The 13,520-nt window shown below is 58.3% G+C and carries 9 protein-coding genes; 2 read left to right on the forward strand and 7 right to left on the reverse strand.

Annotated elements, in window-relative coordinates; translation table 11 throughout:
- Window positions 1-27: 27 nt before the first annotated feature.
- Both ACTG2U_RS20685 and ACTG2U_RS20690 read right to left on the reverse strand, forming a co-directional pair.
- On the reverse strand, window positions 28-1,233 hold the full coding sequence (locus tag ACTG2U_RS20685) for a c-type cytochrome (protein WP_042656989.1): 1,206 nt from the start codon (window positions 1,231-1,233) through the stop codon (window positions 28-30).
- A complete protein-coding gene (locus ACTG2U_RS20690; RefSeq protein WP_043821315.1) occupies window positions 1,230-3,155 on the reverse strand; it encodes an NAD(P)-binding protein in 1,926 nt (641 codons plus the stop codon). Before ACTG2U_RS20690 ends, ACTG2U_RS20685 begins: the two co-directional genes overlap by 4 nt.
- 367 nt (window positions 3,156-3,522) lie before the next feature.
- Here ACTG2U_RS20690 and ACTG2U_RS20695 point away from each other — a divergent pair, with 367 nt between their 5' ends.
- Complete coding sequence (locus tag ACTG2U_RS20695; protein WP_439975077.1) at window positions 3,523-3,897, forward strand: DUF805 domain-containing protein; 375 nt, start codon at window positions 3,523-3,525, stop codon at window positions 3,895-3,897.
- A gap of 82 nt (window positions 3,898-3,979) precedes the next feature.
- Here ACTG2U_RS20695 and ACTG2U_RS20700 read toward each other — a convergent pair whose 3' ends face one another.
- The 5 genes from ACTG2U_RS20700 to manA form a co-directional block, all read right to left on the reverse strand.
- Window positions 3,980-5,083: a YdcF family protein gene (locus ACTG2U_RS20700; RefSeq protein WP_149152559.1), complete on the reverse strand. Its 1,104-nt coding sequence runs from the start codon at window positions 5,081-5,083 to the stop codon at window positions 3,980-3,982.
- A 314-nt stretch (window positions 5,084-5,397) separates the two neighbouring features.
- The gene (locus ACTG2U_RS20705; protein ID WP_421266949.1) at window positions 5,398-6,150 is read right to left on the reverse strand and encodes a DNA/RNA non-specific endonuclease; all 753 of its coding nucleotides are present in this window, start codon (window positions 6,148-6,150) and stop codon (window positions 5,398-5,400) included.
- A gap of 235 nt (window positions 6,151-6,385) precedes the next feature.
- Window positions 6,386-8,278, reverse strand: a complete 1,893-nt coding sequence (locus tag ACTG2U_RS20710) for a PTS fructose transporter subunit EIIC (RefSeq protein WP_123172768.1) — start codon at window positions 8,276-8,278, stop codon at window positions 6,386-6,388.
- A gap of 522 nt (window positions 8,279-8,800) precedes the next feature.
- Window positions 8,801-10,441 carry a methyl-accepting chemotaxis protein gene (locus ACTG2U_RS20715; RefSeq protein WP_439975078.1) on the reverse strand — a complete coding sequence of 547 codons (1,641 nt, stop codon included), beginning with the start codon at window positions 10,439-10,441 and terminating at the stop codon, window positions 8,801-8,803.
- Between the two features lie 860 nt (window positions 10,442-11,301).
- On the reverse strand, window positions 11,302-12,501 hold the full coding sequence (manA, locus tag ACTG2U_RS20720) for a mannose-6-phosphate isomerase, class I (RefSeq protein WP_439975079.1): 1,200 nt from the start codon (window positions 12,499-12,501) through the stop codon (window positions 11,302-11,304).
- Between the two features lie 129 nt (window positions 12,502-12,630).
- Between manA and ACTG2U_RS20725 the strand changes: the two genes are divergently transcribed.
- Window positions 12,631-13,506, forward strand: coding sequence for a helix-turn-helix transcriptional regulator (locus tag ACTG2U_RS20725; RefSeq protein ID WP_439975080.1), 876 nt, complete (start codon window positions 12,631-12,633; stop codon window positions 13,504-13,506).
- The last annotated feature ends 14 nt before the right edge of the window (window positions 13,507-13,520 follow it).

The following is a 13,520-nucleotide window of genomic DNA, read 5'->3' on the forward strand; positions in this document are numbered from 1 at the left end:
ACTTGGCCAAGAGAGAGCTGACAGCCCTTACTCCTTGCCGTGCAGCTCGCGCTGGGCCTTGACCGCTGCCGCCTTGACGGCGGTGCCTTCATTGCCCCAGGAGGCACGCAGGGTGTTGACCAGCTCGGCGAGCCGCTCGTCATCCATGGTCCAGCCATAGCCCGGCATGTGGTAACCCAGATGGCCGTGGGTGACCGGTGTTTCGGCGCCGTGCAGCAGCACGTTGATCAGGCTCGACGGATCGCTCGCCAGCACGGTGCGGTTGTTGACCAGCGAGGGGATGACGTGGTCATTGCCCTGGCCGTTGACCCCGTGACAGGTGGAGCAGTACATGGCGTAGTCCGCCTTGCCGCTGGCACTGGCGTAGGCGCGGGCCCCTTTCTCCGCCACCGGTTCATCTTTCAGATCGGTCAGATAGGTAGCGATGCTGGCCAGATCGGCGTCGCTGAAATACTGGCTGCTGTGAGTGATCACTTCCCCCATGGGGCCCGCGACCGCTTCATGCTGGCTGCGGCCGGTTTTCAGCAGGTCGATCAGCGCCTGCTTGCTGTAACGGCTGCCGCGAATGTCGGGGGCATACCAGCCATCCAGCGCCGCCCCGCTCAGGTAGACGGGATCCGCCTCGGTCAGCGCTTTCTCCTGCATGCCGAGCCCGCGCGGAGTGTGGCAGCTGCCGCAGTGACCGGCACCCTGCACCAGATAGGCGCCACGGTTCCATTCTTCGCTTTTGCCCGCCACCGGGGTGAAGCGGCTGTCATCGTGGTAGACCCAGTTCCAGCCCATCAGCGGCCAGCGCATGTTGAGGGGCCAGGGGATGTCGCTCTCCTTGTTGGCGATGGCCAGCGGTTGCACCTCCTTCATCAGGTAGTGATAGAGATCTTCGAGATCCTTATCGCTCATCTTGGCGTAGGCGGTGTAGGGCATGGCCGGATAGAGGCGATGGCCATCGCGGGCCACCCCTTCGCGCATCACCTTGATGAACTCCGGCAGGCTGTAGTTGCCGATACCGTGGGTCTTGTCGGGGGTGATGTTGGTGGCAAATACGGTACCGATAGGGGTCGGGAACCCTTTGCCGCCCGCCAGCGGCTTGCTGGTTTCGCTGGTGTGACAGGCAGCGCAATCGCCCAGCTTGGCCACGTATTCCCCCGCCGACATGGCGGGGGCTGCGTTGGCGGCAAGGGCGGGCAGGGCCAGCAGCAGGGCGCTGGCGGTCAGTGACAGGGCGCGGCTCATTGGGCACCTCCCTTGCTCATGGCTACCAGCTCGTTGACGGCGCGCCACGCTTCGTCGATGGCGGCGTGGGCGTAGGGGCTCCAGCCTGCATCCGAGTTGGCGATGGTGATGTTGCCGATCGGCTGGCGACCCAGTTCAATCCATTTTTCGCACTGCGCTTCGTCATCAAACAGGGTGTTGGTGACATAGGAGTAACCGTGAGACCAGCGGTTGACCGTGATGGCGAGGATATCCTGCTCATGGTTGAAACCGGCGCTGCCCAGCATCCCCTGCAACTGCTCGCGGATCATCTGCTCATGCTGTTCGAACGGCATGCCGAGGATCATGGCGCGCCCCTTGCGGGACTGTTCGCGGGCCGAGAGGCCGCTGCCCGGCAGGGTCGGCACATAGACCATGTGAAGGCACATCGGCTGATCCGGGCTCTTGGGATGCTCGTAGCCACCCATGCTGACCGGATAGTCGAGCTTGACCCGGCTGTAGGGTGCGGCGGGGGAGTAGACCTCGTGTACCCCCAGCTTGACGAAAGCTTGCCAGTTCTTGATCACCACTTTGGTGTAGACCAGCGGCGCCTTGGCATTCTGGCGCAGCGCCTCCTTCTGGGGCTCCGGCATCTCGGGCACCATGTAGGGGATCATCATGTTGTAGCCAGCCATGATCGACTGCTTGGCCCGCACCCGGTGCAGTTTCCCCTCCTTGATGTAGGTGACATCCACCGCCAGCTTGCCGTCGGCGAGGCGCACGTTTTTGGCCTGCAGCGCCGTGCTGCCAAGGCGCAGTTGCACCTTGTGCTCCGGCAGGTCGAGCTTGCTGTAGTCAAACTTGGCCAGCACCACATCCTGCATGGTGTGACCCGGCGCCACCTGCGGAATGAGCTTGCGTACCATCAGGCGGGTGAGACCGGCGTTGCCATCGGGGAAGTGGAAGATGTAGGGGTCGTCCAGTTCCGCCTGCTCCTCGGCATCCAGTGGCGTCAGATTGAGGCCGTCGAACCCCGGCAAGGCGCACAGACGCGCATCGGCGCAGGCGGTGGCGTCGATGCCGACCGCCTGGAAATCGTTGGTGCGCTGCTGGAAGTAAGTGATCGCCCGCTCGCTCAGGCCCACTTTATCGCGCAGGAAGGTGGTGTAGCTGTTGCGGGTCACCCACTCGTCCTGCTGCTCGCGGGTCATGCCGCTCAGGTAGTCGATCTTCGATTCGTGCAGGGCCAACAGGGCGGCCTTGTCGGCATCATCGAGGGGGAAGTCACCGATAAACTCTGCCAGCGGACGACCGTTCAGGCGATCGCGGGGGATATCGTCCGCCACGTTGTGACCCGGATCGCCGTTCACTATCTTGTTGACGCCAAAGTGCTTCTCATCGAAATAGACGCCGCGGCTGAGCCCCAGATCCGGATAGAAGGTCTGCTGGAAACCGGCGGCCAGCTCGTCGATGTTGACCTCCAGCGCCTTGAGCAGACCGAGCGCCACCGGGCTGTAGACCGAACGCGGCGATTGCAGGGATTCACTGCCGCCGTAACCCAGACGCAGGCCATCGGGGGTGGTGAACTCGTTGCGCTTGGCGTGGCCGCCGAAGTCATCGTGGTTGTCGAGTAGCAGGATCTTTTTATCCGCGCCGAGCAGTTGCTGGTAGAAGCAGGCGGCGGCCAGACCGCTGATCCCGGCGCCGACGATCACCAGATCGTACTCTCCCTCTAGGGGAATATTGGCAAAATCATACTGCTTGCCGTCACGGGCGATGCTGTGGGCCGGTTCGAAGGAGCCCGGGTGGTTACCGCGCAGGCCGGTGAGGGCGGGCGGGTAGGCCAGGGTTTTATCCGCCAGCGTGCTGCCGCCTTCGGCAGCCTTGAGCAGATTGATGGGGGCGACGCCTGCCGCAATGGTGATGGCAACGCCGTTGAGAAAATCTCTGCGTGTAATACTCATGGCTATCCCTGTGTTAGGAGAAGTAATGAATAAGTGGATTCATTATGGGAGGGAGACACAGATCCTGTTCAGGATTGGGCGCCGAATCTACCGCTATCCTCACGCTGAGTCCATACGATTGCTAATGGATTATTAAGCACCATTTTCCTGCTTGTGACGAGAGTGATGCGCTGATGGGGGTGATTTTCCCTGTTGCAGGGCAAATTATCTTCCGGCTCGGTCGGTCAATGATTGCCGCAGCTGATTAGTTTGGGAGACGTTCGGGCATCATTGTCGACTCGGGGGGATGATCGCGCTAAGCTCTTAACTACTTGTTTTATCGACTCTCTTTTTTATTCATAGGCATAAAGGCCACTCAGGAGGCGCAATGAACTGGTATATCTCGGTCCTCAAGCAATATGCGGTATTCAGCGGGCGGGCCCGTCGCACCGAATACTGGATGTTCGTGCTGTGCAACGTCATCGTCATGCTGTTGCTCGGCATGGTGGACAAGCTGATTGGCGGCGACAATGAGCTGATCAGCTCCATCTATTCGCTGGCGGTGCTGCTGCCATCGCTGGCGGTGGCGTCCCGTCGCCTGCACGATACCGACCGCAGCGCTTGGTGGCTGCTGCTCGGGCTCATCCCCATTATCGGCACCCTGGTGCTTATCTACTTTATGGTTTGCAATGGCCAGAAGGGGCCAAACCGCTTCGGTGACGATCCCAAAGCGGCCCCCTCGCAGGGCTTTATCGTCAGCTAACGGGCGCGGCTTGGCCAATCATCGGTCAATAAAAAGAGAGGGAGGCATCACGCCTCCCTCTCTTTTTCGTTTTGATGGCCGATCAACGCTCGATCAGCGGGGCGGAGCGGTAGCTCCACATGCCGTAGGTGCGCAGGGCGTCGCGATAGATGCCGAGCAGCTCGCTCTCGCTCGGGGTGGCCAGCTCCTCGAGGGGCTTGTCGGGGTAGCTGACGCTCGCCACCTTGAGGTTGGCCGGGCCAATCTGGTCGCAGGCGATTTCCAGCACCGTCTGGCCGCGGCGTACATGGCTAGCGGAGCTTACCAGCACCGCATAGTCAATCTGGTGGCGGGCGAGGGCATAGGCGCTGTAGAGGGCGTTATCCACCGTGCTGGTGGCGTAGTTCTCTTCAATCAGGCGGCTGCGGTCGATGCCGTGGTTGGCCAGCCAGTCAGCCATCAGCTTGCCCTCGGTCTGGCGGTTCTGGGGCACGCCGCCGGTCAGGATGAGCAGCGCTTCCGGATCGGCTTTGGCCAGCTCAAGGGTGGTTTGCAGGCGGCCCAGCAGGATTTTGTCCATGCTGCCGTCGGGATTGAGGGCGTAGCCCAGGGTGACGATGGCGCGTTTGCCCTCCCTGCTGGCCTTGACCTGATCCTCGGTCAGTTCGGTCTGCAGCGGGGCGGCGGTGATCCGCTGCACCCGGGCGATGATCTCCTCCAGATCGGCGGCGCGGCCACTGTTGCGATCCGCCACTTTCGCCAGATAGCTGCGGGAAGCCTCCTTGTTACCCTTCACCAGCTGCCAGATGGCGAGATAGCTGTTGATGTCGAGATCATCGGGGGCGACGGCTTGCGCCTGCTCCAGCAAGGTGATGGCGCGGCTCAGGTTGCCATTGTAGATCTGGGCGTTGGCCGCCGAGATGAGCAGGTCGGTGCGGTAGGGTTCAAGCTGGTAGGCGGCCAGCAGCCGCTCGGTCACCAGCTCCATATTGCTCGGCATCTTGGCGGTAAAACCGGCGTGGGAGATCTTGGCTGGCGACTTGTAGATTTGCAGCGCTTCGCCGAGCAACATGTCCACCGCCTGGCGTTTGCTGACCAGGGTATTGAGGTCGTGCTCCATTTGCATCGAGCTCTCGGCCGCTTGCAGGGCGAGGGGCGAGAGCGCCAGCAGGCCGCCGAGGGTGAGGGCTAGAAGGGTCTGTTTCATCAAAAGGTCCTCTGTCGGGCTGAATCGCGCCGTGGCGCAGCGGCTTGTGGGCCGATGGGATAAGGCAAATGTGCGTCAATTCAGTCTGTTAGTGCCAAAGAGAGGGCAATATACCAGCTAACGGCGTGGCAAACTGTGAGTCGGGGCGAGTCGTCGAGTGATGCCACACCTGTGGCCGCAACGGTTCAGCAGCCATCTGAAAGGGACAGGGGGAGCGTGACTCCCCCTGCTCGGAGGGGCGCTGGCCCCTCCCTCTATCTATCGCGATGCAAGATAGATGGGGTGTCAATCTATCTGCTGATGAGTATTCGCGGTCAGTTCCACATCTGGGAGACGCGGGCTTCCAGCGTCTCTTGCTGCTCTTCGGGCATATCGCTGAAGAAGTTGAGCTGGGTCTGCTCTTCCACCTCGCGTACCGAGACCCGGTAGTCGGCGATCTGGCTGATGGGCACCTCTTCCTGCGGCATGATAAAGGCGATGGCCTGCAGTCTGGCCGGGTCCATCACGATCTTGTAGTAGGCGCTCGGGATCGCCACACCCTGACCGATGGACTCTTCAGAGCCGGTAAAGATGGGGCCGGTGATCACCTGCACATCCTTGCGGGAGACCGCCCACTTGTTCACCTTGTCCTCCAGCACGCGCCACGCCTTCTGGTTGAGCACCCCGATCTGCGGCGTCATGTTGCTCAGCAGGAAGCTCTCTTTCATAGTGTTCTTGTTCGATTTCATGTCCCCCGCCGGGGCCTGATGGCCACGGTCGTAGCCCGAGCCCTTGTAATCGGAGAGAGTGGCGCGGTAGGCAACCGGGATCTCTCTGTCCTCGGCGAAGGCATCCTTGCGCGGCACTGTGCCCTGTGCGCTCTGAGCGGTCATCCGGTAGGAGACCCAGTCCGCCACCTTGTAGTCGTAGTTGTAGCCGACGGCATACCCTTCACGGCAGAGCTTCTGATCCGATTCGGAGGGCAGGCCGAAGCGCACATGCTCACCGCACTCCCAATGGGCGGCCAGCAAGGGGGGGGCAGTGAGGGTGAGGGTAACAGCCAGAACCAATTTATTGATTTTTATCATTTTTGTGATGCTCCAGTTTAGTAGGTGGAGCCATTTGACATGAGATCTGACCAGCGCTTCAATTGCTGTTTTTTTACACGTCACCGTTCTGTGACGGCTCGCCAAGATCCGTGATGTGACTGGTTAATATGTTTTAAATCAGTGGCTTGGTCGGTGGGATGATATGCGGTTGCTCGGCAGGCAACGAAAAGGGGCCCGCGATGGGCCCCTTGTTATAGGTGGTGTCTGACGGCTATCAGGCGGCGTTTGCCTTGTTGCCCAGCGTGCGGGCCAGCAGTGCTTCCGGATTGTGAATCGCCTCCTTGGTCTTCACATCGATGACCTCGATATTGGTGAAGCGTTCGCGGTTCTTGATAGCCACGTCGTGGGCGAAGATGACGCAGCGGGCGTTGGCGACATCCTTGGCGGTGATGTGGTTGATGATGCCGTTGGCTCCCTGGGTCTCGACCTTGATCTTGATCCCCTGCTTGGCGGCGGCCTTCTGCAGGCTCTTGGCGGCCAGGAAGGTGTGGGCCACGCCAGAGGGGCAGGCAGTGATGGCCAGTACGTCCGCTTCTCCTTCCGCTTCAATGACTTCGAAGTTGGTTTGGGTGGCGGTCACGTCATCTTCTTCGCTCACCGGCTTCTTCAGCAGGTTGACGATGATGGCGGTGGTCAGGGCGCCGAGGATGGTACCCAGGATGTAGCCCATCTTGCCTTCAACAACCGGCAGGACAATCCAGCCACCCCAGGGGGCGTGGTTGATACTGTGCATCATGAAGCCGGTGATGTTGCCGACGATGCCGCCTGCGACTATGGCCGGGATAACGCGCATGGGGTCAGCGGCGGCGAACGGGATAGCACCTTCACTGATACCGATCATACCCATGATGGCGGCCGCTTTGCCGGATTCACGCTCCTCTTTCTTGTAACGCTTCGGAGACATAAAGGTCGCCAGTGCCATACCGAGCGGCGGCACACAGATGGCGATGCCGACGCCGCCCATCAGCCAGGGCTGGGTGTTGACCTGAGTCTGGGCAAACAGGGTAGCAACCTTGTTGACCGGGCCGCCCATATCGAAGGCAGTCATACCACCCAGAATGGCACCCAGCATCACTTTACCTGAGCCCGCCATGCTGGAGAGCCAGTGGTTCATCCCTTCCATCATGGCGGCGATCGGGGCACCGATCCCCCACATCACGATGCCACACACCAGGAAGGTACCGATCAGCGGATAGATGAAGATGGAACCAAGGGAGGTCATGGAGTCAGGCAGCTTGATCCGTTTGAGCTGATTGACCACGAAACCTGCGATAAAGCCCACCAGAATGGCGCCGAGGAAACCGGTCTGATAGTGCTGAACGGCAATCCAGGAGCCGATCATGCCCGGGGCCAGGCCCGGCTTGTCAGCCAGCGAGTAGGCGATGTAGCCACCCAGTACGGCAGTAAACAGAGTCAGACCGGCGATACCCATGGTGGCCATGTCTTTGAGGAAGCCCGCTTCCGGCACGGCGCCCTTGCCGCTCATCATCACCGACAGGGAGAGCAGCACACCGCCTGCCACGATGAAGGGGATCATGTGGGAGGTACCAAACAGCAGGTGCTGCTTCATGGTATTGAGGCGATCCTTGAAGGTGCGCTCTTCAGGGGCCGCCGGGGCAGTGGCTGCCGGTTTGGCGGCTGGCGCCGGTTTTTCCGCTTTCGGGCCTTGCTTGAGCAGAGTCAGGGCTTGCTCGACGGTAGTGGCCGCCTTCATCTGCTCGATAAAACCGGGTTCCAGCAGACGGGTAGAGAGTTCGGCCAGCACTTCGATGTGGTGGTTGGCACCGCCATCCGGGGAGGCGATCATGAAGATAAGCTGGGTCGGTTTGCCATCTTCGGCGCCGTACTCGATACCCTGACGGCTGACACCGATGGCTATGGCCGGACGGCTGACCGCCTTGCTCTTGGCGTGGGGCAGGGCGACACCCTGCTCGAAGCCGGTGCAGTCCAGCTGCTCGCGGGCCCAGATATCCTTGACGAATTGCTGTTGATCAGACACGGCGCCATCGCGCGCCAGCATCTGTGCCATCTCGTCGAACAGAGCCTCCTTGCTGGTGGCCTTCAACTCCAGGCAGATGAGTCTGCCGTTGGTCATGGTGGGTAACATATTACTCTCCTGGCTCCGTTGCCGAGCCGCATGATGGGGGGAACGATTGACCTGGATATTGTTCTCCCGTTGGCGCGGTGCCGAAATCGGACAAATGTGCCGTTTACTGGATTTTTGTGCTGTGCAAGTCGTCATGTGACCCAGCTCGCATATCATCATGAAAGCCAACTCATACCGATGTTTTTATTTTTTTAATAAAAACAATTAATTATGAATGCGTCTTGCTACTTGCATGAGTGCGTCGAAAAGGTTTTGCCTTCGGAGGTATGGAGATTTGTGTGCTACTTTGAGGGCGGAAAATGTGAAGGTGCTGGCAAAACGCGTTGAGAGAACAATCAGAAAGAGGGAGAGCAGCTCTTGATGTGAGTTAATCCATCTACTGATCACTTGTTATGTTCATCATCGGTGTCCTTGGGTTTTGCATGAGCCCTTATTTAACAAAGCCCGCCACTTTTATGGATGGCGGGCTGTTTAGTGCTTCAGCCTTATTGAGCTGATTAATGAGGGGAGGAGAATCGGGCGTTATGTCCGAAACTTGCGTACAACCTCCTGCAGTTGTGTTGCCAACAGGTTGAGGTCGTTGCAAGCCTGAGCCATTTGTTTGGCGCCGGTCGCCACTTCTTCCGAGGCATTGCTGATGTTGACTACATTGCGATTGAGCTCCTCGCTTACCGCCCCCTGCTCTTCAGTTGCGGTGGCAATCTGAATATTCATGTGGGAGATACTGTTAACCGAGCTGCTTATTTCGGCAATAGAGGCTCCCGCTTCGCGAGCAGTGTGGACCGTCTCGGACATCATATCCTGACTCTGTTGCATGGTTACGCCCGCTTCGTTAGCACGCTGCTGCAGTTCGGAGATGATGTGGTTGATCTGGGAAGTGGAGTCTTGGGTTCGTTTGGCCAGAGTGCGGACTTCATCTGCTACCACGGCGAAACCACGACCTTGTTCACCGGCTCGGGCTGCCTCGATTGCCGCATTCAGTGCCAGCAGGTTGGTTTGCTCGGCAATCCCCTGAATGACTTCAAGCACCATGCCGATATTTCGGCTGTCATCACCCAGCTGGCGGATCACCAGAGCAGTCTCTTCGATGGCGGTAGCCACCTTTTCAATCCTGCCGATTGAGTCATTGACGGTCTCGCTGCCCTGTGCGGCTGTGTCGCTGGCCGACGTTGCTGCGCTGGCGGCGTCGTTGGTGTTGCGGGCCACCTCCTGTACCGTGGCTTGCATCTCGTTCATGGCTGTGGCCAGCTGATTGAGCTCATGCTGCTGGGCGCCCATGTTGTTGGCCGATTGCTGTGCCACCGCGCTGATCTCTTCGGCGGCCGCGCCCAACTGCACTACCGAGCCGGAGACCTCGTTGACCAGCATGCGCAGATTGGATTGCATCTCGTTGAACCCTTGAGCCAGCTTACCCAGTTCGTCATGGGAGAATTGCTTCATGTCGAGTTGGCTGGTGAGGTTGCCTGCCGCCACCTGGCGGGTCTGCTCCAGCAGGGTCATCACAGGATTTCGGATCTGCCGGATCAGCAACCAGGCCACAATAACGACGAACAGCAAGGTTAGCGCACCGACTGTAGTGCTCAGCAGTTTTGCCCGTTCATAGGAAGCCTCACTCTGCTTGGTCAGCAGGTTGGCAACCCGATCGTTCTCCTTGCGAAGCTCCAGACCATCCTGTCCGGCCTGCTCGAGGGCTGCACGAGATTCGTTTTTGATCAGCGACTGCACCTTGGCAATATCTCCCTGCCGTATGGCTGTTTCCAAGTCACTATGGGCTGAAAAATATTTGGCTGCTGCAGTTTTCAGCTCTGCAAACATGTTGCGATCTCGCTCCGACACGAAAGGCATCGATCCATACCGTTGCTCGGCGGCCATGTACTGACTCTTTGCCGCTTCGAAAGACTGTGTGCTGCTGTTGAGGGAGTCGGGATCCTTGCCCAGTGCATCTATCACCATGTTCAGTTCGGCACGGCGCGCGTCCAGCAAGGACACATGCATCTGGCTGGATGCCCGGATGGAGGGAACGATATTATCGCTGACCTCACTGGCGTCACGGTAAATATTGGAGAGTTGTAAAGTGGCAAACCAGGCAAAACCCAGCATCAACAAAGCGAGAGTGGTAAACGCCATGGTCAGCTTTTGCCCAATTGTCATTTTTGTCAGCATATATCCTCTTTTATCTATTTTTGTCAGGGGATCTTTGTGTGAAATTTATAGCGGCGAATAGATGTGATACCTTAAAAATAAATCAAATAAAAGAGATCTTAATCACAGAGGGTATTTAAGGTCTATTTCTTTACTGCAATGAGGTTTGGCTGGCATATCAAAAAATAAATATCAAATCTCTCATTATCCTGCCTTTAAATTGATTGGATTGTCAGTTAATGCAGCCTGGCTTTATTACGGATTATGTCAGCCTGAAGGTGTGGCGTAAAAGAAAGGAGTTATATATCAACAGCTTGTTTTTTTATTGAGTTATTATTTTCGACAAATTTCGAATGATCTGCTTGGAGTTAAATTATAGAACGACTAAAAAATAGGGCCGCATCTCGAAAATTCAAAAGAGATTCCTTTCGTTTGCATTATTAATGGTTCTGTATGACTACGGCTGCTAAATGTTTACAGACCGAATGATGATGGCCTGGGAAAGGTTTAATGGCGATGCATCAATGTGCTGTTTTAGTTTTCATCAGGGGATGAAAATAGTAGAGAGTAGAGTTGTTATTTTTATTGCCTCCATTTTTTCGGATACTCAGAGTGTCGCCGTTGCTTGTGCAGGCTGGAATTTTCTTCGTTTCAGCAGACCCAGTCATCTGCATCAGGGGTGCGCCAAGCTCAGGCGACAAACCTGTGGAGCTGGTTGTGGTCAGGATGCAGTCAGGGATGGACTTCAGAGCGAGATGCCTGAAGGAAGGTAGGCATAAGAGAGCAGTAGAGATACAGACGGACTTGACTGGTAGGCCATATTGCTCTGTTGGGAGGGGGAGGCATATTCCCCCTCCAACGAGAGTCGGCTCTTATGCTGATTAGCAGCGGTTGCCGGCGCGGGCGACCCGCCCTTCGGCCAGCAGTTGATAACTGCCAGTCGCTGCAGGAATAAAGGCTGATTGCCCTTTATCCAGACGCAGTGACTGTTCGCCTTGCTTGAGGGTCACTGTGTCATCGATGGCAAACAGGATCTCGGCGCTGGCAGTGGTGAGCTGATGCTCGCCAGCTGGGTAGACGCTGAAAGTGAAGTCAGGTACCGGCACGTCGAAGTGCTGTACCGCACCATCACAGCGGGGGGCCAGCAGGATCTGGTCATCCGGCTTGGGCAAGCAGCGGGTGCAATCCAAGAGCTCTGCCACGTCGATGTATTTGGGGGTGAGGCCGGCGCGCAGCACGTTGTCGGAGTTGGCCATGATCTCGAGGCCGGTGCCGCGCACATAGGCGTGCGGGGTACAGGCATCGAGGAACATCGCCTGACCTGGCTCAAGCGTCACCACGTTGAGCAGCAGCGGCGAGAAGAGGCCTACATCTCCCGGGTACTGGGCCGCCAGACTGGTGATGAGGGCAAACGTCTCCTCATCCTGATGGGCGGCGGCATAGGCCAGCAGTCCTTCCAACACATCCTCCTTGCGCGCCCCTTCCAGTACCAGCAGCTGGTGGAAGAAGTGCTGCAGGCCCGCTTCATTCTGGCTGGCGGCAAGGGCTGCGGTCAGATCGGCTATGGCCGCCAGATTGACCCGCTCGAACAGTGCCAGAATGGCCGGGATGGCGCGAAAGCCGTTCATCGCCTGATAGGGGGTGAGGGCAAAGACCAGCTCCGGCTTATGGTTCGGGTCCTTGTAGTTGCGATTGCTCGCCTTGATATCGATGCCTGCGGCCTCCTCTTTGACAAAGCCCGCTTCGGCCTGAGCCTTGCTCGGGTGCACCTGAATGGAGAGAGCCTTCTCGGCACACAACACCTTGAACAGGAACGGCAGGCTGCCAAAACGGGCAAAGGTGGCCTCACCCAGCGCGGCGGCCGGAGCACTGTCGATCACCTTAGAGAGCTTTTGCACACTGCCCGCCAGCGTCACCTCGGAGCAGCCGTTGGGGTGAGCCCCCATCCACAGCTCGGCCTGGGGTTTGCCTTGCGGGTTGGGAATGCCAAACAGGGTGGTGAGGGAGTCATGACTGCCCCAGTCATAGCCTTGAATCGGGTTTTGCATCAACAGAAAGGAGGGCAGATCGCTACTGCTCATAAGGGACGCCTCGTCTAGTTTGAAGAAAATCGGGTGCAGAAAAGGGTGGCATTACTGCTGTGGACCGGACTATAACATGGGCGGTCGCGCGCGCCGCAACCGCTTGCCTCTCTCTTGATCAGGATCACCATGTCTCTCATCTTCAGCCAACTGCTCGACGGAGCCCTGAGCGAACAGGTTCCATTTGACCAAATCTGGTTTGCCAGTGAACAGGGGGTGCCACCCAGTTTCAGCTATCAGGTCAACTTTCCCCGCCTCGAGCTGGTCTTTAGCGGCGAGTATCTCAACCAAATTTGGGACAGGGAGGAGGGGGTCAGAGAGATCAATGTATTGCCGGGACAGGCGCTCTATATCCCTCCCAACGGCTGGAACAAGCCGCTCTGGACCACCGACTGCTCGGTGCTGAGCCTGCTGTTTGGCAAACGCCAGCTGGGGTTCAGTCTGGTGAGCAAGCGCCGTGAAGATCCGGACTTTTTCGATGTGCAAAAGCACAGCATCATGGCGCGGGTGGGCCATGTGATCGAACACATTTTGGCGGCGCTGAACGTACTGACCGAGGATCCCGGTCGCTCCCCCACCGATGATCACCTGCTGCAGGCTCTGCTGGCGAGTGCCCGTCAGCTGTTGCTGGAGTCCGCCACGGATCGGCCACGGGGGGCAGAGCTCTTTCACGGGATCTGCATCTATATCCAGGAGAACTTTCACCGCTCCATCACCCGTGACTCCATCGCCCATCGTTTCAACGTCTCGGCCAGCCATCTCTCCCACCTGTTCCGCGAGCAGGGTCATATGCGCCTTGCCGATTACATCAGCTGGGTGCGGATCGATCGGGCCAAATTCATGCTGAAAAAGTACCGCTTTCGTCTTGAAGAGGTGGCCAGTCGCTGCGGTTACAGTGACGTGAACTACTTCTGCCGGGTGTTCAAACAGAAGACCGGCTTGACCCCTTCCCAGTACCGTTCCCTGAGTCAGCCGCAGGCTGCGGCCAGCGAGCTGGAGGGATAACGGGGCTGTGTCGG

This window comes from Aeromonas sp. 95A, from assembly GCF_051919235.1.
Lineage (GTDB): Bacteria > Pseudomonadota > Gammaproteobacteria > Enterobacterales > Aeromonadaceae > Aeromonas > Aeromonas veronii.

Excerpts from the sequence above, each read along its gene's own strand:
- ACTG2U_RS20685 (WP_042656989.1), bottom strand. The coding sequence starts at position 1,233 with ATGAGCCGCGCCCTGTCACTGACCGCCAGCGCCCTGCTGCTGGCCCTG.
- ACTG2U_RS20690 (WP_043821315.1), bottom strand. The coding sequence starts at position 3,155 with ATGAGTATTACACGCAGAGATTTTCTCAACGGCGTTGCCATCACCATT.
- ACTG2U_RS20695 (WP_439975077.1), top strand. The coding sequence starts at position 3,523 with ATGAACTGGTATATCTCGGTCCTCAAGCAATATGCGGTATTCAGCGGG.
- ACTG2U_RS20700 (WP_149152559.1), bottom strand. The coding sequence starts at position 5,083 with ATGAAACAGACCCTTCTAGCCCTCACCCTCGGCGGCCTGCTGGCGCTC.
- ACTG2U_RS20705 (WP_421266949.1), bottom strand. The coding sequence starts at position 6,150 with ATGATAAAAATCAATAAATTGGTTCTGGCTGTTACCCTCACCCTCACT.
- ACTG2U_RS20710 (WP_123172768.1), bottom strand. The coding sequence starts at position 8,278 with ATGTTACCCACCATGACCAACGGCAGACTCATCTGCCTGGAGTTGAAG.
- ACTG2U_RS20715 (WP_439975078.1), bottom strand. The coding sequence starts at position 10,441 with ATGCTGACAAAAATGACAATTGGGCAAAAGCTGACCATGGCGTTTACC.
- manA (WP_439975079.1), bottom strand. The coding sequence starts at position 12,501 with ATGAGCAGTAGCGATCTGCCCTCCTTTCTGTTGATGCAAAACCCGATT.
- ACTG2U_RS20725 (WP_439975080.1), top strand. The coding sequence starts at position 12,631 with ATGTCTCTCATCTTCAGCCAACTGCTCGACGGAGCCCTGAGCGAACAG.